The organism is Fodinicola feengrottensis (assembly GCF_010993775.1).
In the GTDB taxonomy this organism is placed as follows: domain Bacteria; phylum Actinomycetota; class Actinomycetes; order Mycobacteriales; family HKI-0501; genus Fodinicola; species Fodinicola feengrottensis.
Map to the genome: position 1 here is coordinate 1 of NZ_WOTO01000044.1, position 20,009 is coordinate 20,009.

Below are 20,009 nucleotides of genomic sequence, written 5' to 3' on the forward strand. Positions count from 1 at the left end.
AAAACTCCGGACCGGCGTCCAGTCGGCAGGTTATCACCAATCAGATCACGCGGATTCCGTACGCGGCAGCCGTTTCAGCGGCCCGCTCCAGCGGCTCGGCGGGGTCGATGCGGACGTTCACCGAGCAGGTGATCTCGGCCGGGTCGCGACCCACCTCGGCGCACCGGGTGACCAGAACTTCCTTGAGCTCACGCCATTGTTCCGGGCTTTCGGTGATCGCGTTCCACTGCTGCGCCCACTTCGCGACCGCTCGCAGCGTTCGGTTCGGGCCTTTGCCGCCGATCACGATGGGCGGGTGCGGGCGCTGTACCGGCTTTGGTTCGCAAAAGGCTTCGGTGAGTTTCACGTACTGACCTTGGAAAGTCGTCTGCTCTTGGGTGAGCAGGCCAATGATGGCCTGGACACCCTCGTCGAAGCGGTCGAAACGCTCCTTCAACGGCGGCAGCTCGATGCCGTACGCATCACATTCCTGCTGGTTCCAGCCGGCACCGACGCCGAGTTCCAGGCGGCCGGCGGAAATAATGTCGACACTGGCGGCGATATTGGCCAGCAGCGCCGGATGCCGGTAAATCATGCCGCTCACCTGGCAGCCAATCCGGATCCGCCGGGTCGCCTGGGCGAGCGCCGCGAGCATGCTCCACGCTTCCAGGTTAGAGCCGGCCGGATCGCCCGACCGGGGATGAGAAATGGTCCCCAGTTCCACGCCGATTCGAAGATACCGCGAATGAGTCGTCGGCCGGATCCAGACATCCCGGATCGCCCAGGTGGTGTGCTCAGGCCGGGTCTTGATCGGGATACGCACCGTGTCCTCCTCGTGGGCGTTTGGTCTCCCGCCCTGGTCCTCGCGCGTAAGACGATGGTGCCGCAGTTCCACGCCGATTCGAAGAGGTCGGCGCTCGAAGATCGCGATCTGCGCGAGCGGGTCCGGAGTGGACACCGGCCAGTCGCTGCCGGCGGCGATCCGGGCTCCGGCCGAGCGTAGGTCGGCGAAGGGATACATCCGGTCCGTACGCTCGTCGCCGAGGAACGGGCGGGTCAATTTTTCCAGCTGTCCATCGCGTTGTGCCCAGTACGCCTGCATGTTCGCGGTGACACCAAGGTGACTGAACCGCGGCAGGTCGGCTGGGTCGATCAGCTGGATGTGCGCGATGTGGTGGCGGTTGTCGGAAACGCCGTTCGCGGCCTGGGCGGCCGCCACCGCGTCCAGACTGTCTCGGCAGGCCCGGTCGCCAATCGCATGCATGTGTACGCCGAAACCGACTCGATCCAGCTCGGTGACCGCGGCCGCCAGCTCGTCGGAGTCCAAATAGGACAGCCCAACGTTGTCGCCGCCACAACCGTCGTGGTAGGGCTCAAGCAGCGAGCCGGTGTAGTTTTCCAGCACTCCGTCGGTCATGATTTTGACCGTACGCACCGAAATATTGCCTCCCGATCCCCAGGACGCCTGCTCCGTGAAGGACCGGATCTGCTCCAGGCCCTGATGCCGTTCCCACCAGAGCGCGGCCGCGACCCGAGCGGTCAGCCGGCCGTCGTCGGCCAGCGAGCGGTAGGCCGCGAGGGTGTCCGGGGTGACCCAGGCGTCCTGCCAGCCGGTGATGCCCAGGCTGTGCAGATATTCCTGCGCGTGCAGGATCGCGGCTTCCCAGTCCTGCCTGGTCAGTACGGGCAGGAAACGGTCCCGGTATGTGTAGGCGGCGCCTTCCTGGAGCATCCCGCTGGGCTCGCCGTCAGCGGTCCGCTCGATCCGGCCGTCGGCGGGATCGGGAGTGTGCGCGGTGATCCCACCGATCCGCAGCGCCGCCGAATTCACCCAGGCGCCGTGCACGTCTCGGTTGAACAGGAACACCGGCCGGTCCGGCACGATCCGGTCGAGGTCCTCTTTGGACGGTGAGCCGCCGGGGAAATACTCCATCGCCCAGCCGCCCCCGGCGATCCATTCCTCGTCCGGATTTTCCCGCGCGTACGTCGAAATGGCGGCCAGGTAGGCCTCCTTGCCGGCCAGGTCGTTCAAATGTACGCGGAGCAGGTCGCGGCCGGCGAAGGGCGCGTGGACGTGCGCGTCCTGGAATCCGGGCACCACCATCCGACCGGGCAGGTGCAGCCGCTGGGCCTGCGGTGCGGCCACCGACAGCACTTTCGCCTCGTCGCCGACGCCGACAATGCGGCCGTCCCGTACGGCCATCGCCGCGGCGTCGATGCCATGAAATTTTCGCGCCGGTGATAACAATGTCAGCCATCGGTCCTCGCCAGTCGGTGAAAGTACGGGCTGTTCCGGCGGGCCAGCGCGATCGGTACGCCACCGATCAGCACCACCAGAGCGACCACGTCCTGGAAGCGGGTATTGGTCGCGGTGAAGGCAAATCCATCGGCGGTGATCCAGTTCAGCACGAACAGGTAAACGGCCATCGCGAAAAGCGCCACCGCCGACCCGATCGGCAGCCACCACACCACCAGCCGGTCGCCGAAGTTGCCGCTGTCGCGCCGAAAAGCGGCCGCGACGGCCAGCCCGGCGATGGCGTAATAAAGGCAGATCGGCATGCCGATCGCGGTGACGAAGGCGGCGATGATCTGGCTGAGGCTGCCCAGCGCGGCGCTCGCCACGCAGATGGCGGTGGCGATGACGCCGCCGATCAGAACAGTGCCAGCGGCCGGCGTGTTCCAGCGCGGATGGATCCGTCCCCACACCTGGCCGAGCACGCCGTCCCGGGCCATCCCGAGCGTCTGTCGGCTGACCGCGAGCACCACCGCCTGGGCGATGGGCCAGCACCGACACAAGCAGCGCTAGCGCCGCGATCAGCTCGCCCGGGCGGCCGCCGACCCGGCCAGCGACGAAAGTCAGCCCGGCGGCGCCATGCTCCACCAGTTCACCGATCGTGTGGCCCGCCCGCTGGAACCCGACCTGGGCGAGCAGGAAAACCACCAGGATCAGCGTCAAAGACCAGATAGCGGCCCGGCCGGCCGACGATGCCCGGAGGCTCTCCTCGTTCAACCGGAGCGAGTTGTCCCAGCCCCAGTAAAGATAAATCGTGACGACGACGCCGTGCACCACCGCGCCGATGGAGCCGGCCGCGAACGGATTGAACCAGGCTAAGGAAAATGGCTCGCCGCCGCCGTGCAGCAGCGCCAGCCCGCAAATGCCGATCACCGCTATCACGTCCACCACGATGAGAACCGTCTGGAAGCGAGCGGCCAGATCCACTCCGCGTACGGCCAGAAAACACAGCCCGGCGAGCCATACCGCCCCGATGATCACCGCCGCTGGGACGCTGCTGACAACGTGGTCGGACAGCGCGCCGGCGGACGCGAGGGTTTGCAGCGTGGTCTGGCCGGTGACCTGGATCGTGTACGACAGCAGCAAAACGGCGCCCGCGACGGTGATCCACGCCGACACGAACCCGAGCCACGGGTTCAGGTGGACGCCGGCCCAGTGGTAGACGCTGCCGAGGTTCGCCTCCCGTACGTTCAGCCTGGCCAGGCCAGCAGCGATGCCGAGCATCGGCAGGATCGCGAGAATCCAGATCCCCGGCATCGCCGGCCCGACGATCGCCGCGGTCACCCCGAGCCCGACGCCGATGGTGAAGGTCGGCGCCATGCTGGAGACCGAGATGCCGATCCCGTCGGCGATGCCGAGCACCCGCCGCAACTGCTCCGGAGCCGATTCGGACATGTGACCTCCGCGGGGAGGGGCCAGGATAAGTGCGACTTTGACAGAATCAGACATGATCGACAAGTGATTCCGTGGTGCTGGTCGCCTGAATCGACGAAATCACGTGTGTCGACCGCGTAGCGTGCCGGTCCGGCGGCTGGTCGTAAGCTGCCTCCATCATGGCTATTCAGCAGGCCTTCGTGGCGCCCAGCATCCTGTCCGCGGACTTCGCCCACCTCGCCGACGAGGCGGCCGCGGTGGCCGGCTCGGACTGGCTGCACGTGGACGTGATGGACAACCACTACGTGCCCAACCTGACCCTTGGCCTGCCGGTGGTGAAGAGCCTGAAGGCGGCCACCGGCATTCCGCTCGACTGTCATCTGATGATCGAGAATCCGCAGCGGTGGGCGGTCGGGTACGCCGAGGCCGGTGCGGTCAACGTGTCCTTCCACGCCGAGACCACCGACGACCCGATCGCCATCGCGAAGGACCTGCGGGCCGCCGGCAGCATGGCTGGCCTCGCCATCGACCGCGACACGGCGGTCGAGCCGTACCTGTCGCTCCTGTCGTATTTCGACACCGTGCTGATCATGACGATCAAGGCCGGTTTCGGTGGCCAGGCGTTCATGCCGGAGCTGCTGGCCAAGGTGCGTACGATCCGGCAGGCCATCGACCTGGACGACCTGTCGATCCGGTTGGAGGTGGACGGTGGTATCAACGCGGACACATCATCCAAGCCGCTGCCGAGGCCGGTGCGGACACCTTCGTGGCCGGGTCCGCCGTGTTCGGCGCCGCCGATCCCGCCGAAGCCGTCCGCCGCCTCCGCGCCCTGGCCATCGGCCAGAAGTAGCTCCTTAAGGAGCCGGATGGGGACATCGGCTGGCTCGCCCTTGACACTCCTCCTGACCCCGACATAGCTTGCGGAAATCGATTTCCGTCGGGAGGCTGGGCATGAGCGAGGACCAGGAAAGCGGTGCCGAGCTGTCGCGTCGGCAGTTCCTGCGGCGTACGGCTGTCGCGGGAGCGGTGGTGACAGTGGGCCTGGGCGCGTCGCTGCCGGTGGCCGCGGCCGCCGCGGTTCCCCAAGACACTCCCAGCACGTTCTTCTCGACGGTTTCCATTGAGGAATCCGGCACATACGCGGCACCGGGCAGCGATGGTGATCTATGGGCCAACTGCTGGGCCGACGATGACAGTACGTACGCGGCGAATGGCGACGGCCGCGGATTCAGTGACCAGCCGTTCAAAGACATTGTGATGAACCGGATCGACGGCACTCCGGAATCCGGACTGTCCGGCGTGAAACTGGCCGAGGCCGACCAGATCGGCACTGTCTGGGGCGATCCCACCCAGTACAATCGCAAGCCGACCGGCATGGTCTGTGTCGACGGAGTTCTTTACGTCGCCGTACAGGATCTCAAATCCGGCGCGAACGCATTCGACGACGTACCGAATGCCAGCATTTCCCGGTCCGACGATCATGGGCGTACGTGGCAGAAGACCAGCCAGCCGATGTTTACCGACCACCGGTTCACCACCATCTTCTTTCTGGACTTTGGCAAGGATTCCCGGAACGCCGGTTATGCCCTCGGGCCGCTGGACGCTGGATTCGTCTACGCGTACGGGCTGGACTGGAACTGGCGGGACTCGAACACCAACACGGTGCCGGACCCGGTCGACGTGTATCTCGCCCGGGTGCCGCGGCACGCGGTCCAGCAGCGGTCGCAATGGGAGTTCTTCACTGGCACCAGAAACCACCGGCCGACCTGGAGCCGGAAAATCCAGGACAAGGTCGCGGTGCTGCACGACCCGACCCGCCGCTTCACCCAGCCTTTGCCGGGAAAATCCGGTGATCTGACGGTGATCTCACAGGGTGGGGTGCTCTACAACCGGCCGCTCGATCGCTATATCTACACCTCGTGGACCGATCCGACTTTCGAGTTCTATGAGTCGCCCACACCGTGGGGACCGTGGAAACGCTTCCTCTCGCACGATTTCGGGTTGGTCGAGTGGTACGAGATGGGGGACAGGACCCACACGCCGAAAAATGGCGGGTATGCGACCACTATCCCGTCGAAGTACGTGAGTCATGATGGCCAGTTGATGTGGGTGCAGAGCAACTGGTGGAAGGCGCCGGTGCCCACTCCGGAAGCCAACTACAATTTCAACCTCCGTCGGCTGCGCGTCACCCCGTACCGGCCGACGATCCCGGTAAACCATCCGAACTCGCACGACAACCTTGCCCGCAGCGGTGCCGACGTGACGCCGATCCAGGTGTCGGCGCATTACGCGCACAGTAGCTACTACAACGACGGCGACCGTACGAGAAGTGAGGACAGTTACGACGGCGCGGTGAAGTCGCTCGATTTCTGGGGCTACGCTTTTTCCCGCTCCTACCGGATGAATCGCCTGGTCTACACGACCGGCACGATGTTCCCGGACGGTGGCTGGTTCGCGAGCGGCCCACGCGTACAAGTACGGCAGAATTTCGACTGGGTGGACGTCCGACACCTGCGAATCACCCCGGACTATCCGCATTCTTCCAGCGCTGGCGCCAACGTCCCGTACACGATCAGCTTCGAGACGACCTGGGGCGACGGCGTACGCGTCGTCGGCCAGCCCGGTGGCGCCAGCACCTTCACGTCCATTGCCGAACTAGAGGTCTATCTCGACAACTGACCACCGCACAGCCGGTCGTCGAATTATGCCGTGGCGCAGATCGCCGGACCCCATTGGCTGTAGCTGCCGTTGCTGTTGTGGATCCAGAAAACCGCGCAGGTGTAGCCCCACGTGGCGTTCTGGGTGAGGTCGACGCCGACCGGAAACGACATCTCCTGCGTGTTGAACTGGCTGTTGGGGTGGTCGTGGTCCCAGAACTGCCAGTGACCATAGAGCGAACTACCGCTGGGGGAGCTGTTGGGGCGAGCCTTCGTGTAGTAGTAGTGGCCATCCCAGAAATTCGAGATGCCGATGTGGGCGTTACTCGCCGACCCCATCGGACGCGCGACATTCGCATTCGCGGGAGAAGCCATCAGAAGCACGCCGGCAATGGCGACGAAGATGCCGACGACTGTCCACAGGGGACGATTCCTCTTGTCAATCATGTGATCGCTCCTATCGAGCACGCGAATCCACGTACGAATGAGACCTGGTGTGTGGATTAGTACGCGATCGTGCCGGAGCGGTCAAGAGATGACGTCGAAGATAGGACTGAACTGGAAGAAGTCGTCATTGCGAAGTAGCGAATGAAAGCGGATGTCTTACATCCGCGACGGCGGGAATGCGCGGAACGATGACTTTTGTCAGATCACACTGAACACGTTTGTCAAAGTCAGGACAGCTTTGAGGTCGTGTAGAGGGCGGCAGCTGTCATTCCCGAAAGCGTGATGTGCGCGGTTCCGTCGCTGGCGACCGAAATCGTACGGCCGGTGCACGCATGGGTGGTCAGGTTGAAGTCGCCCGAAAGCACGTCGCAGTACGTGCCGGCGGCGAGGCCGGTGTGCAGGGTTTGGTCCAGGCCGCCGGATTCGCGGTTGACGGCCACAAATCCGAGGGAACCGCGGCTGAAGGCGATCTGCTGGTTGCCGTTGTCCCATTTGTTGTCCACCGACCAGGCGCCAGTGGTGGCGGCCCGGAAGCCGAACATGTTGGCGATGTTGCCCCACCGGTGGTCGCAGACCCAGGGCTGGATATTCGTACAGCCGCTCGGATAACTGGTGTCGCGGCCGCCCGTACGGGCCGATGGTCATGCCGTTGCTGGCGGTCGGTGGGCCAGCGTCTCGGTTGGACCAGTTGAAGTCCGAAGTGATCAGCGGGTTTCCGTACGGCCACGCCAAAGTGAGCACCTGGGCGAGGTTGTAGAGCGAGCCGTCCTTGTAGTTGAGTGCGCTGCCGTCGCGTTCGGTGTCATGGTCGTCGACGAACGGCACGGCGTCGGAGCTGCCGAGCAGACCCCAGTTGTTCCAGCTCTGCTCCGGATGCATCAGGGTGGAAAGCCGGCCGGACCGGAAAACTCCGGTGATGTCCTGGCCGTACCTGAATTCCGTCACATTGCCGATGCCGGTGTATTCGTCGCGGGAAATAGCCTCGCCGCCGTAGTCGATGACCTCCTGGTAAATGTACGGGTGGTATTTCGAGTCGACCCGGCCGATGATCGCGGCCAAGTCGGTGGCGGCCATGTGCTTGGCCGCGTCGACGCGGAATCCACCAACTCCCAACGAAAGCAGGTCGTTGAGATAAGCGCCCTCGGTCTGTCGTACGTAATCAGACCCGGTGTTCAGGTCCGCGAGCTCGACCAGCTCGCAGTTCTGCACGTTCGACCGGTCCTGGTAGTTGGTCACCTGACAGGTCGGCTGATGAAAGTCCTGCGGGCCGTAGAACGGGTAGTGGTATTTCGTGTACGCGGTGCCGTCGATGCTGGTGCCGTCGGTGCCGGTCATGTGATTCAGGACCACGTCCACGATCACCGTGACGCCGGCGGCTTTGCAGGTGCTGACCATCGCGGCGAACTGCGCGCGATTCCCGCTGCGGCTGTCCAGCCGGTAGCTGACCGGCTGGTAGACCTCCCACCACGGATCGCCGGCGACCCGGGCGTGTTCCTGCGGCGGCGTCACCTGCACGGCCCAGACGCCCTTCGGGCCGAGGAAATTCGTGCATTCCTTGCCGACATCGTTCCAGGGCCACTGAAACAGCTGCACGATCCCGGCTCGCGGCCCGCTGTAGGCGGCGGCGCGCGGCCGCGGCCGGTTGGGCCGCGGCGAGCAGGATCAGAAGCGAAGCGGCAAGCAGAGCACGCACCTTCATGGCAGGCATCGTGTCCCGTCCTCGCGCCGACCGCAAGGCTTCTGAGCGTCCCGGCCGAAAGTCAGCCCGCGTCGACCGCGGCGAGGATGGCGGCCGGCTCGCTGCGGGTGGTGTAGTTCGGGTGCACGTCGATCCAGCGGATGACTCCCGAGGCGTCCACGAAAACCGTGGTCGGCATCGGGATGCCAGCGGTGCCGTCCGCGTTGACGGCCGTCACGTCGAGGCCGAGGGCGCCTTGCGCGCCACGGGCCTCCTCGGACGGCGCGGTGAGGATGCCGAGCGGGCCGGCGAGCTGGTTTCCCGGGTCGGACAGCACCGTGAAGGTCAGCTCGTTGGTCTCCTGCATGGACAACGAGCCGTCTGGCTTCTGCGGGCTGATGGCGACCAGTTCGACGCCGCGCGCGGACAACTCCGGGACGAGTTGCTGCTCGTACGCGCGGAGGGCGATGTTGCAGTACGGACACCAGGCACCGCGGTAGAAGACGACGACCGCGGGCTTCCCGCCGCGCGCCTTCTCCAGCGTGGTGGCCGTGCCGTGGGCGTCCAGGAGGTCGCCGTCGGGCATGGCCGCCCCGGAAGCGGGCACCCCGGACGGGACACCGGCCGTGTCGAGCACGGCCTGCTCGGCCCCGAAGACGGCCAGGATTTCGGCGGGCGCCTGGCCGGCCATGCCCTCCTGGAGACGGGTTACCTGCTCAGCGATGCTGGTCACGAGAGAACCTCTCGACGAAGTATGGAGTGAATGCTCCACAAGCTAGCCACCTATTTTTGGAATGTCAACTCCAAAACTTCCGTCTCTCTGTCGAGGCCCGAGGCCCGAGGCCCGAGGTCGGCGCCGTCAACGCTCAGGCCTCGACACGTGTCCCGTGGATCAGTAAAGGAAGTTGCTGCCGCCGACGGTGGCGCTCCAGCCGTGCCAGGTGCCGTCGTACGTCTGCTGGTAGATGCCGCCGGTCCCGCCTACGGCAAATACGTCGTAGCGGCCACCGTGATAGGTGATGCCCAGCGTGCCGTGCACGACCCCGTTGAGGTTCTGCCAGCTTCCCCAGCCGTCGGTGTTATGGATGAGTTGGTAGAGCGTGCCGTCGTTGTTGATGGCGAAAATGTGATAGTTGCCGTCGATGTATAGTGCGTTCACGCCACCGGTCAAATTGGACCCGCTGACAGAGTGCCATCCACTCCACGTCCCGTCTTCCGCGGTACGCTGCTGAAGTACGCCATCCGAGCCAGCGGCGAACACGTCATAGCGGTTGTCGTGATAGGTAATTCCAGGCACGCCTTTGAGATTGCCGCCGAGGTTCTGCCAATCTCCCCAGCCGTCCGCGGTATGGATGAGTTGGTAGAGCGTGCCATCGTTGTTAATCGCGAAAACGTGGTATGCGCCGTTGACATACAGCGCTTCCACTCCGCCGGTCAGATTGGATCCACCGATCTTCGTCCAGCCGTGCCAGCTGCCGTCATAAATCTGCTGGTACAGAGCACCTCCGCCGCCAATGGCGAACACGTCATAACGGCCATCGTGATAGGTCACGCCCGGTGTGCCATGCACCGTGCCACCGAGGTTTTGGAAGGCACCCCAACCATCATCGGTGTGAATCCGCTGATAGAGGGTGCCGTCCTTGTTGATCGCGAAAACGTGATACGCGCCCGCCGCGTCATAGACCGCGGAGATACCGGGAAGGTATCCGGGAGCAGTCGATTGCAGCCGACCCACCGCCGCTCGCGCCTCGTCGAGAAACTGCCGGTAGGCACCATTGTTGTATGTCGTCCACGGCTGCCAAGTGCTGCCCTGCCCGGAAATGTCCCAAGCGGCGCCGGCGTTGCACTGCGCATCGAGCAAGCAGTCCACTGTGTACGGTGGAATGTGGACGCTGTTGATCTGCCAGAGTCCCCGGTCGACCGAGCCGTCGGAGTTCCGCGGCGAGACCGCACTGGGATCGCATCCGGACTCGGCCAGTGCGACCGCGACCGCGGTGACCAGAGAGTCGTCGCGAAACCCGGCGTTATAGCCGACCTGGGCGCATAAATCCGAGCCTACCGCCGCCGACGCCGCGGGCGAGGTGGCCACGAGACCCGCGATCGTCAAGACCGCGACGGCAATCAGCGCTGCGGCGCGTCTCAGTCTGTGGTAGGAGTATTTCGTCATCTCGACCCTTTCCGGATCAGTAGAAGTCGCTGCCGCCAACGGTGGCGCCCCAGCCGTGCCAGGTGCCGTCGTACGTCTGCTGGTAAATGGCTCCGGTGCCGCCGACCGCGAAGACGTCGTAACGTCCGCCGTGATATGTGATGCCGGGCGTACCGTGCACGGTCCCGTCCAGGTTCTGCCAGCTTCCCCAGCCGTCGGAGTTGTGAATGATCTGGTAAAGGGTGCCGTCGTTATTGATCGCGAAGACGTGGTACGCGCCATCGACGTACACGCCTCGACATTGGTCAGGTTCGAGCCGCCGATCCTGTTCCAGTCATGCCAGGTGCCGTCGTACGTTTTCTGGTAAAGAACACCCTCCCCGCCGGCCGCGAAAACGTCGTACCGGCCGTCGTGGTACGTCACGCCGGGCACGCCGCTGACGCCGCTGCCCAGGTTTTGCCAGTCGCCCCAGCCGTCGGCGTTGTGGATGAGCTGGTAAAGCGTGCCGTCATTGTTGATCGCGAAAATGTGGTAGACGCCGTTGACGTAGAGGGCCTGGACGCCGCCCACTAGATTGGATCCGCCGATTTTCGTCCAGCCGTGCCAGGTTCCGTCGTAGATTTGCTGGTAAAGGGCGCCACCGCCGCCAATGGCGAAGACGTCGTACCGGCCGTCGTGGTAGGTCACGCCTGGCGTGCCGTGCACTGTGCCGCCAAGGTTCTGGAAAGCGCCCCACCCATCGGCGGTGTGAATCCGCTGATAGAGCGTTCCGTCCTTGTTGATCGAGAAAACGTGGTACGCGCCAGCGGCGTCATAGACGGCGGACACCCCAGGGTCGTCGACGACATTGACATACCGATAGGCCACGTAGTTCCCGGTCGGCTCGAATCCCACCTTGGCCTGGCTGAATGTTTCGTGCGTGTGGTGTTCTGGCGGAGCGGACCCGTCGAGTCCGCCGAAGTTGAAATAGGAGAAATGCACGTGGTCGGATTCCCACGCCTCAAAGAGGAACGCGTGTCCGTCGATGGTGTCGTTCAGCAGGTCGCCTGGCCGCAGTCCGCTCTTGTCCGCGCCCCGGCCGCTGACCTCGACGAATCGCGACGGGTCAGCGGCGAAATCGGTTGTGTTGTCGTCGGAATTCAGGTGCCAGGCCATGTCGACGAATCCTGAGCAGTCCGTACGATACTTGCGCGTCTGACCCGCGTCGAAGACCGATCCGTTGGGGTCGTACGCCGGCGCCCGGCGCATCCAGTCGTCGGCCCGGGCGATCAGCTCCGACCTGGTGATTCCCGCCAATTCCGGATGCCGCGAAGGCTGGTGTCGCAGCACCGGCGAAGCCGAAGCTCGCCAGCAAAGTCGTGGTCGCGATCAGCGCGCCTGACCACCGACGCAGAGCTGGCCGTATACTTTCACTCATGTAACTTTCCTTTTTTTGGGCCGGAAACACCGGCGTCCTACCGGCGGACCTTCCAGAGCATGACGAAGGAGTCAGCGCTGGCCAACGGTTTTCGGCCACGGCCGAAAACGCCACACACGTGCGTTCCCTCTGCTTCGGAGGCCTTCGCCGTCGGACGTGAGGCCGGTGGTGCTGATGTGGCCAACGTGGCGGAAGGCCGTTTGCGCGCAGGACGGGCGTGTTGCCGGTCTTGGCGAACAGAAGGCCCCCCAGTCCGCTGTGCGCGGATCCTGCCCCTTCGCGGTGATCGCGGATGTGGGGCAGGTCACCTAGGCGACGGACTCGACGATCACGTGCGACAATCGCAGGCGTAACAGCAGTACGCGCTCCGGGGTCGGTGTAATTCCGAACCGGCGGTTAAAGTCCGCGACCCGTCCGCAGCCAGCGGCCGGTTGACTCGGTGAAATTCCGGGACCGACGGTTAAAGTCCGGATGGGAGGATGCGCGCGCCGCCGATGGGCGTACGGAAACGTGCTCCTGTGGGCGTCGCTCCAAGGCACCTGCCTGACGCAACCCCGGTGACCATCGTCTGACCGGGAGGCAGGATGTTCACTGGCATCGTGGAAGAGCTCGGCTCCGTCGTGAGCTGGGAAAACCTGGGTACGGCGGGGCAGCTGACGCTGCATGGCCCGACCGTGTCCGCGGACGCGAAACACGGCGACTCGATCGCCGTCAACGGCGTCTGCCTGACCGTCATCCGTACGGACGGTGAGCATTTCACCGTCGACGTGATGGCCGAAACCCTCGACCGCTCGTCCATGGGCGGCGTCCAGCCCAGCGACCAGGTCAACCTGGAACGGGCCGTACGCGCCAGCGACCGGCTCGGCGGGCACATCGTCCAAGGCCACGTCGACGACACCGGCGAGCTGCTCAGCCGGCAGTCGGACGAGCACTGGGACGTGCTCAGATTCTCCGTACCCCGCCGATCTGCCAGGTATCTGGCCGAAAAAGGCTCAGTGGCTGTGGACGGCGTCTCGCTGACAGTGACCGCGGTCGGCGACGACTGGTTCGAGGTCAGCCTGATCCCGACCACCCTCGGCCTGACCACGCTCGGCAAGAAGGAACCCGGCCAGTTGGTCAACATCGAGGTCGACGTGATCGCGAAATACGTGGAACGGTTGGTGAGTACGCGATGATTGAGCCAGGGACAACGCCCTTTAACAGCATCGAAGACGCGATCGCGGACATCAAGGCGGGCAAGGCCGTCGTGGTGGTCGACGACGAGGATCGCGAGAACGAGGGCGACATCATCTTCGCCGCCGAAATGGCGACGCCGGAACTGGTCGGTTTCACCGTTCGCTATTCATCCGGCGTGATCTGCGCGCCGGTTTACTGGTGACGAGGCGGACCGGCTCGAACTTCCGCCGATGTACCACACAAACCAGGACCGGAAGGGCACCGCTTACACGGTGTCGGTCGACGCAAGAAACGGCGTCGACACCGGCATTTCGGCCGCCGATCGGGCGCACACGTTGCGTACGATCGCGGCTCCGGCGACGGTCGCCGCCGATCTCACCCGGCCCGGACACATCTTTCCGTTGCGAGCCAAGGATGGTGGGGTGCTGCGTCGGCCCGGCCACACCGAGGCTTCGGTGGATCTGTGCCAGCTCGCCGGCCTGCGGCCAGCCGCGGCCTGCTGTGAGGTCGTGAACGACGACGGTTCGATGGCGCGGTTGCCGCAGCTTGTCGAGTTCTGCAAGGAACACGACCTCTGCCTGATCACCATCGCCGATCTGATCGCTTACCGGCGGCGGTCGGAAAAGCAGGTGGAGCAGGTGGTCGACACTCGGATTCCCACCAAATACGGTGACTTCGCCGCATACGGCTATCGGTCCATTGTGGACGGGCGCGAACATGTCGCGCTGGTCAGTGGCGACCTCGGCGACGGCGAGAACGTGCTCGTACGAGTGCATTCGGAATGCCTGACCGGTGACGCTTTTGGCTCCCTGCGGTGTGACTGCGGTCCGCAGTTGGACGCGGCGATGGGCGCGGTTGCGGCTGCGGGCAGGGGCGTGGTGCTCTATATCCGCGGGCATGAAGGCCGTGGCATTGGGCTGATGGCGAAACTGCAGGCGTACAAACTGCAGGACCAGGGCGCCGACACCGTCGACGCGAACACGCTGCTCGGGTTGCCCGCCGACGCACGGGATTACGGCATTGGCGCGCAGATCCTGGCCGATCTCGGCGTACGAAGCATGTTGCTGCTGACCAACAATCCGGCCAAGCGCGCTGGTTTGGAGGGTTACGGGCTGTCCGTCAACGGGCAGGTGCCGCTGCCGACCCACGTCCATCCCGAGAACATTCGTTATCTGCGGACGAAACGGGACCGGATGGGGCACGAGATCTTCGATCTTCCGGAAGCGGGTGTGTTGTGAGCGGCGACGGGCGGCCGGCCGTGGAATCGGTGGATGCGAGTGGGCTGCGCCTTGGCATCGTCTCGACCCGCTGGCATGGCGAGCTGACCGGAGTTTTGCTTGACCGGGCCCGCATCGCGGCCGCCAACTCCGGCGTGACGGACATTGTCCAGGTGCGGGTAGCCGGCGCGATCGAGCTGCCGGTGGTGGCGCAGGCGCTGGCCCGGGAGGTCGACGCGGTGGTCGCGCTCGGCGTGGTCGTACGCGGCGGAACACCGCATTTCGAGTACGTGTGCGACGCCGTCACGGCCGGCCTGACCAGGGTCGCGCTGGACGCCGGCGTACCGGTCGGGAACGGCGTACTCACCTGCGACACCCTCGAGCAGGTGCAGGACCGGGCGGGGTTGCCCGGATCTGCGGAGGACAAGGGCTATGAGGCGACGGTCGCGGCGCTCGACACGGCCGTCACGCTCCGCCGGCTGGCGGCTGGTGCATCGGTTTGAGCCGACCCACCAGGCGCCCGCCTTCGTGACAATCGGATTCCGATTGTGCAGGTCTACCTAGGGTGCGGCGCGAAACTGTCGTACCGTTGTGAAATTTTGAGCCCCCGCCCTTTCAGAAGGGGGGGGGGTGGGTGGCGGGTTTTTATTACGTAAGTTGACGCGCGCGCGAGATAAGCGCGCGTTCAACCCGCAGAGCTGAGCCGATTCCGCGAGGGTGGCGTGGGAAATCTCCGCCCTCGCGGCGGACAGACCACTAGCAACCGCCGATTTCGTTGGCGGTTCGGATGTTGAAGCCGTTGCCGAGGTCGGTGGTCTGGAAGCCCGGCACGCAGCGGGTCCAGTTCGAGCCGACCCAGGTGTGCACCTCGATGTTCACGTTGGTCGGGCGGCAGTTGCCCCAATGCGAGTGGTTCGCGGTGTCCGACCAGAACCCGCACTGGGAGGGCGGGCCGTCGGCGGCGGCCGGCGCGGCCGTCAAAGCGACCGTGCCGGCGGCCAGCAGGCCAGCCAACGCGACGGCGGGGATGAGCTTCACGATCGTCTCCTCTCGGTGGAACTGTGACTCCCGCACAGTGCCAAGCCGAGATGGAATCGGGATAGAATACGGACAAACGCCTCAAGCGGAGATGTATTGGTCCCATGCCGCCGTCCGCCAAGCAGGCTGCTCGCCGCCCACGACCAGCGCTCCCACCTGCGGTTCCGGCTCGTCGCCGGCGAGCAGCGCGGTGAGCGCGCGCTGCGCTCGCCACGCCTGAGTGTCCACCGCGATGGCCGTACGGGCGCCGGCTCGCACGGCCGCGACCGCGCCCTCGCGCAGCGTCAGCGGCCGCCAGCCGTCCGACCCCAACCACGCTTCCACCTGCCAGCCGGCTCTATAAGGACCGACACCAGCGACGCGTACGATATTGCCGACGGCCACTGCGACGCCGTCCGCGCCGGCTTCCAGCGCCTCCGCGGCCACCAGGTCGGTGGCCAGCGCGGCCGGAATGCCGGCCGGATCGATCGGCTCGGCGCTGTCGCGGCGAACCGTCCCGGTGGTGAAATCCACCGACAGCGCGATGCCGTGATCCTCCAGCAGGCCGGCCAGCAGCAGCGTCTCCGGGCTCACCGGGACCGGACCGTCGGCGGTGTTGATCTTGCAAAGCTCGCTGCCGCGGCGCTCCAGATCCCACCGCCGGGCCAGCCGATGCAGCGAGTCGCGAGCATCCTCGATGACCCCGGCGTCGCCGCCGATCACCACCAGCTCGACGTCGTCGCGGTCGTCGCAGACATGACTGCGAAAGATCGGCGCGGCGTCGGCGTCGTCGTACGTCTTCAGGCGGATCAGGGACGCGGACGGGTGCACCTCACTGTGCGTGACGTTCATCCGTGCGTCACCGCCGCTGGGTGGTCGCGGCGACCGTCACCGAGGACGGCGCTGGTCGCTGCACGCTCGGCGCTGCCGTACTGGCCGCACCCGTGCTGGCGTCGGGCCCAGCAGGGCCACCGTGAGGCTGATCAATCCGCCAGCCGTGGCCGCTGTGACGGCGGCCATCCGGCGGCGCTCGCGGCTGGACTTGGCTCGCCGGTCCAGTGCGTTCTTATTAATCTCAGGTGCTGATCGACGTTCCCCGGACGTGCTCATAAACCTGAGTCTGCGTGAGGTACCTGACAGTTTCCTGAGAATGTGCTCTTCGGTCGGTGAGAATGACCGCCGAGACCCTCCGTCGTACGGCCCGGCCGGCCTGGAAAGATACCGATGTGAAGACTTTTGAGCAGTTGTTCGGCGAGCTGTCGGCCAAGGCGGCCGCCGGCGAGCCGGGTTCGGGCACGGTCGCGGCGCTGGAGGCCGGCGTCCATTCGATCGGGAAGAAGATCGTCGAGGAGGCGGCCGAGGTCTGGATGGCGGCCGAGTACGAGTCGACCGACCGCACCGCCGAGGAGATCTCCCAACTGCTCTATCACCTGCAGGTCGTGATGCTGGCCCGCGGCATCACGCTCGACGACGTTTACGCACACCTCTAAAGGAGACCGCTGGCTGTCATGGAATCCACCCGTACGCTGCGCATCGCCCTGCCCAACAAGGGTTCGCTCGCCGACCCGGCGGCGACCATGCTTCGGGAGGCGGGGTACGCGCAGCGCGGGAGCCATCGCGAGCTGGCCATCCTCGACGCGCCCAACCAGGTCGAGTTCTTCTACCTACGGCCACGGGACATCGCCACCTACATCGGCTCCGGCGAGATCGACCTCGGCGTCACCGGCTGGGACCTGCTGTTGGACGCCGGAATCGAGGCCGAGACGCTGCTCAAGCTGGGCTTTGGCGGTTCCACGTTCCGCTATGCGGCACGTCCCGGCGCGGTCAAGGAACTGGCTGACCTGGACGGGCTGCGGATCGCCACCTCGTTCCCCGGGTTGGTCGCCGCGCACCTACGCGAGCACGGCCACGCGGCCACGATCATCCAGCTGGAGGGCGCGGTGGAGAGTGCCATCAGGCTCGGTGTCGCGGACGCCATCGCGGATGTGGTGGAGACCGGCAGCACGTTGCGCGCGGCCGGTCTGGAGATCGTCTGCGACCCGATCCTGGAGTCCGAGGCGGTGCTGGTCCGCCGGCCCGGTGGTGGCCACGACAGCGTCCAGCACGCCGTGGACCTGCTGCTGCGCCGGCTGCAGGGCGTGCTGGTCGCCCGGCAGTACGTGATGCTCGCGTACGACGTGCCGACCGCGCTGCTGACCGAGGCGACCGCGCACACTCCGGGCATCGAGTCGCCGACCGTTTCGCAGCTGCAGCGCGAAGGATGGGTGGCGGTGCAGGCGATGATCCTGCGGTCCGATATCCACCCGATCATGGATGCACTTTTTACGAGGTGGGGGCGCGCGCGATTCTCGTCACCGACATTCACGCGTGCCGCTTGTAAACCACCGCTAGCGGAGGTAGGGCTCGCTGCCGTCGAGGAGGCCGCGGGCCCGGAGTTCGGCGCGCAGCGGAATGTCGTTGTCGATCCAGCCATCCTGGCGTACGCCCCAGAAATTCGCGTGGTCCGGGCCGTTACCCAGCAGCTGCTGCTGGACGGGCGTGAGAATGCGCTGCCAGTGTGGATCCGGGTGATAGCGCTCCTCGTCCAATGGCCGGATCCAGCGATGGGTGTAGCCGACGAAGACGAGTTTTCGGGTGACGGAAGAAACATTGACCGAGCGGGAGTGCCACAGTCGGCGGTCGAAAATGAACGCGTCGCCGGCTTTGGCTTCGATGCTCACCGCGCCGGGTGGCGTGATGACCGGATCGCCGGGCTTGGCTGGCCGGCCGGCCAGCTCGTTGTTGAGGTGGCTGCCCGGAATGATCTGGGTCGCGCCGCTGCCTTTCCCGAGGTCTGACAACACAAAACAGACCTTCAGCGACAGCATTGGACGTACCGCGGCGTCGATGTCGGAATTCTGCCGGTAACCGTCCTGGTGCCAGTTCCAGAACGGTGCCACCGGCTCGGTGATCGGCGGATTGACATCGATGTGGTTGTGGTGGCTGTAGATGTTCCAGCCCAGCAGACTCCACACGTAGCGGAAAGTGCTCGGATAGTCGAGCAGCTCGGCGAACATCGGATCGCGGGCGAAGAATCCCAGTAGGTGCAGGGATTTGTCGGCGCGCAATCCGCCCGCGTTGGCCTCCTCCTGATAGACCTTGTCGACGGCGCGTACGAGCCGCTTTTGCATCGTCGATTCCAACGCGTTCGGAATCAACAGCCAGCCCTGTTCCTGGAATTGCTCGCGCTCACTTTTGCTGATGCGTTCGTACCCAGTGCTGGAGACAGCTCTGACGTCGTCGTCAATAGTCATGTTTCGCGTTTCCCTCTTTTGTGATGTGTCGTGCAGATCACCCAAAACAGCCGGGTGATGTCCACACCCCTTCTCCCGGTGATGCCTCGAAGGTCCTTCACAGGAATAAACGGCTGTGGGCGGCATCAGGTTGGTCGAAGGATGAAACTTTCTTTTGCCTTGATCGGCCTTATGCAACTGTGCACGCGAACAACGCCCGACCGCGTCCGCAACCGGTCGCGTGAAGCGTTGCTCAGCGGATTATGTCCAGCGTGCGGCATTCATCCTCAGGTCGTACGCCGAGCGGCTTTCTATCGTTGAACGTGATGCAACCGGGCCGCGAGGGCGGCATTGCGGGTCGCGAAGGACTGCCATTCCGGCGCCGTCGCGGCGACCCGGTCGCGGGCGGTGGGTTCGCTGCAGCGGCGCTGGGTCCAGGTCGACAGCCGGCCAGCGCGCATCTCGAAGCGTACGAGCAGACCGTCCGCCCAGCCGTGCACGACAAGATCACGGGTGTCGGTGCGGGTCGCCTTCTGTTCGGAGACGATCCACTCGATCGCCTCCAGCTCGGCCTGCAGCTGGCCGGCGAGCTCGAAGCCAAGGTCGGCGGACGCGCAGTCCCGCCGACGTACGAGCTCGGTCCGCACTGCCGCGACCGCCGCCGGGTCACGCTCCAACACGGCCATCGCCGCGTCCATAAGTGCGGCGCGATCAGACTGTTCAACACCCCGTACACGAGCGAGGTCCCGCTCCGAGCCGCTGAGCTTGCTGGCCGCGTACGCGATCGGGATCAGTCGTTCCAGCGCCGACAGCGCGAGCCGGACCTTGAGACCGCCCAAATACGGTCCAAAAAGACGGGAGCCGGCGACCGTGTCGGGGGAGCGGACGGCCCGCAGCCCGACCCGCTGGTCCAGCCGGATGTAGACGGGGACCTCCGCGCCGCCGGGCGTGCGGTTCCAATACGGCATTTCGCGCTCCAGCAGATTGCGCTCCAGCCACGCGGCCTCGTGCCCGGAGTCGCAGGCCACCGCCTCGATACGGCCGACCTGGGCGACCATCCGGGACAGGTGCGGCCGGTCGCGCAGATCCCGCCAGTACGACCCGACGCGGCGGCGGAGATCGATCGCGCGTCCGATGTAGAGCGCGCGCCCAGCAGCCGTACGGAACCGGTAGACACCGGGCTCGGCCGGCAGCATCCGCACCGAAGGCGGCGGTCCCGCAGCTGCCATCGGCCAGAACTCCTTGATCGTCTTCGCGCTGAGCTGCCCCCGAAACCGATCATCCAGCATCGGGCGGACAGTTTGCCGCGTACACGCGCGCTCCGCGGTGCCCGATG

14 protein-coding genes, 3 pseudogenes and 1 riboswitch are annotated in these 20,009 nt (G+C 65.4%); of the genes and pseudogenes, 8 read left to right on the forward strand and 9 right to left on the reverse strand.

All coding sequences use genetic code 11. The features are described 5' to 3' along the window. Positions 1–40 precede the first annotated feature (40 nt). A complete protein-coding gene (locus GNX96_RS33020) occupies positions 41–3,667 on the reverse strand; it encodes a TIGR03560 family F420-dependent LLM class oxidoreductase (RefSeq protein ID WP_163571873.1) in 3,627 nt (1,208 codons plus the stop codon). Between the two features lie 158 nt (positions 3,668–3,825). Here GNX96_RS33020 and rpe point away from each other — a divergent pair. Together rpe and GNX96_RS33030 are read left to right on the forward strand one after the other, a co-directional pair. Further along, positions 3,826–4,496, forward strand: a pseudogene (rpe, locus tag GNX96_RS33025) (ribulose-phosphate 3-epimerase). A 101-nt stretch (positions 4,497–4,597) separates the two neighbouring features. Further along, positions 4,598–6,325, forward strand: coding sequence for a DUF4185 domain-containing protein (locus GNX96_RS33030; RefSeq protein WP_163571874.1), 1,728 nt, complete (start codon positions 4,598–4,600; stop codon positions 6,323–6,325). Positions 6,326–6,348: 23 nt separating this feature from the next. Here the strand turns inward: GNX96_RS33030 and GNX96_RS33035 are convergent, their stop codons facing one another. The 4 genes from GNX96_RS33035 to GNX96_RS33050 form a co-directional block, all read right to left on the reverse strand. Continuing rightward, positions 6,349–6,750 (reverse strand): hypothetical protein, encoded by a 402-nt coding sequence (locus GNX96_RS33035; RefSeq protein WP_163571875.1) that lies wholly within the window; start codon positions 6,748–6,750, stop codon positions 6,349–6,351. Positions 6,751–6,948: 198 nt separating this feature from the next. Beyond that, positions 6,949–8,343 carry an alpha-amylase family glycosyl hydrolase gene (locus tag GNX96_RS67415; protein ID WP_163571876.1) on the reverse strand — a complete coding sequence of 465 codons (1,395 nt, stop codon included), beginning with the start codon at positions 8,341–8,343 and terminating at the stop codon, positions 6,949–6,951. 167 nt (positions 8,344–8,510) lie between these two features. Further along, complete coding sequence (locus GNX96_RS33045; RefSeq protein WP_279582132.1) at positions 8,511–9,161, reverse strand: peroxiredoxin-like family protein; 651 nt, start codon at positions 9,159–9,161, stop codon at positions 8,511–8,513. Between the two features lie 159 nt (positions 9,162–9,320). Then, positions 9,321–11,903 carry a transglycosylase SLT domain-containing protein gene (locus tag GNX96_RS33050; RefSeq protein ID WP_163571877.1) on the reverse strand — a complete coding sequence of 861 codons (2,583 nt, stop codon included), beginning with the start codon at positions 11,901–11,903 and terminating at the stop codon, positions 9,321–9,323. A 446-nt stretch (positions 11,904–12,349) separates the two neighbouring features. Continuing rightward, positions 12,350–12,478, forward strand: a riboswitch (FMN riboswitch). Positions 12,479–12,575: 97 nt separating this feature from the next. Here GNX96_RS33050 and GNX96_RS33055 point away from each other — a divergent pair. The 3 genes and pseudogenes from GNX96_RS33055 (at position 12,576) to ribH (ending at position 14,887) form a co-directional block, all read left to right on the forward strand. Then, positions 12,576–13,166: a riboflavin synthase gene (locus tag GNX96_RS33055; RefSeq protein ID WP_163571878.1), complete on the forward strand. Its 591-nt coding sequence runs from the start codon at positions 12,576–12,578 to the stop codon at positions 13,164–13,166. Then, positions 13,163–14,405, forward strand: a pseudogene (locus GNX96_RS33060) (bifunctional 3,4-dihydroxy-2-butanone-4-phosphate synthase/GTP cyclohydrolase II). The gene GNX96_RS33055 and the pseudogene GNX96_RS33060 overlap by 4 nt, the downstream one beginning before the upstream one ends. After that, positions 14,402–14,887, forward strand: a complete 486-nt coding sequence (gene ribH / locus GNX96_RS33065) for a 6,7-dimethyl-8-ribityllumazine synthase (protein WP_163571879.1) — start codon at positions 14,402–14,404, stop codon at positions 14,885–14,887. Before GNX96_RS33060 ends, ribH begins: the two are co-directional and overlap by 4 nt. Before the next feature lie 253 nt (positions 14,888–15,140). Here ribH and GNX96_RS33070 read toward each other — a convergent pair whose 3' ends face one another. Both GNX96_RS33070 and GNX96_RS33075 read right to left on the reverse strand, forming a co-directional pair. Continuing rightward, on the reverse strand, positions 15,141–15,422 hold the full coding sequence (locus GNX96_RS33070; protein ID WP_163571880.1) for a DUF6355 family natural product biosynthesis protein: 282 nt from the start codon (positions 15,420–15,422) through the stop codon (positions 15,141–15,143). Between the two features lie 81 nt (positions 15,423–15,503). Continuing rightward, positions 15,504–16,253 carry an FAD:protein FMN transferase gene (locus GNX96_RS33075; protein ID WP_163571881.1) on the reverse strand — a complete coding sequence of 250 codons (750 nt, stop codon included), beginning with the start codon at positions 16,251–16,253 and terminating at the stop codon, positions 15,504–15,506. A gap of 2 nt (positions 16,254–16,255) precedes the next feature. Here GNX96_RS33075 and GNX96_RS57090 point away from each other — a divergent pair, with 2 nt between their 5' ends. The 3 genes and pseudogenes from GNX96_RS57090 to hisG all read left to right on the forward strand — a co-directional run bounded on the left by GNX96_RS57090 (position 16,256) and on the right by hisG (position 17,781). After that, a complete protein-coding gene (locus tag GNX96_RS57090) occupies positions 16,256–16,378 on the forward strand; it encodes a hypothetical protein (RefSeq protein ID WP_279582133.1) in 123 nt (40 codons plus the stop codon). A gap of 195 nt (positions 16,379–16,573) precedes the next feature. After that, positions 16,574–16,891: a phosphoribosyl-ATP diphosphatase gene (locus GNX96_RS33080; protein WP_279582134.1), complete on the forward strand. Its 318-nt coding sequence runs from the start codon at positions 16,574–16,576 to the stop codon at positions 16,889–16,891. A gap of 18 nt (positions 16,892–16,909) precedes the next feature. Then, positions 16,910–17,781: pseudogene (gene hisG / locus GNX96_RS33085) on the forward strand (ATP phosphoribosyltransferase). A gap of 7 nt (positions 17,782–17,788) precedes the next feature. Here the strand turns inward: hisG and GNX96_RS33090 are convergent. Further along, positions 17,789–18,820: a phytanoyl-CoA dioxygenase family protein gene (locus GNX96_RS33090; protein WP_390624200.1), complete on the reverse strand. Its 1,032-nt coding sequence runs from the start codon at positions 18,818–18,820 to the stop codon at positions 17,789–17,791. A 164-nt stretch (positions 18,821–18,984) separates the two neighbouring features. Then, a complete protein-coding gene (locus GNX96_RS33095; RefSeq protein WP_163571883.1) occupies positions 18,985–19,962 on the reverse strand; it encodes an excinuclease ABC subunit UvrC in 978 nt (325 codons plus the stop codon). Between the last annotated feature and the right edge of the window lie 47 nt (positions 19,963–20,009).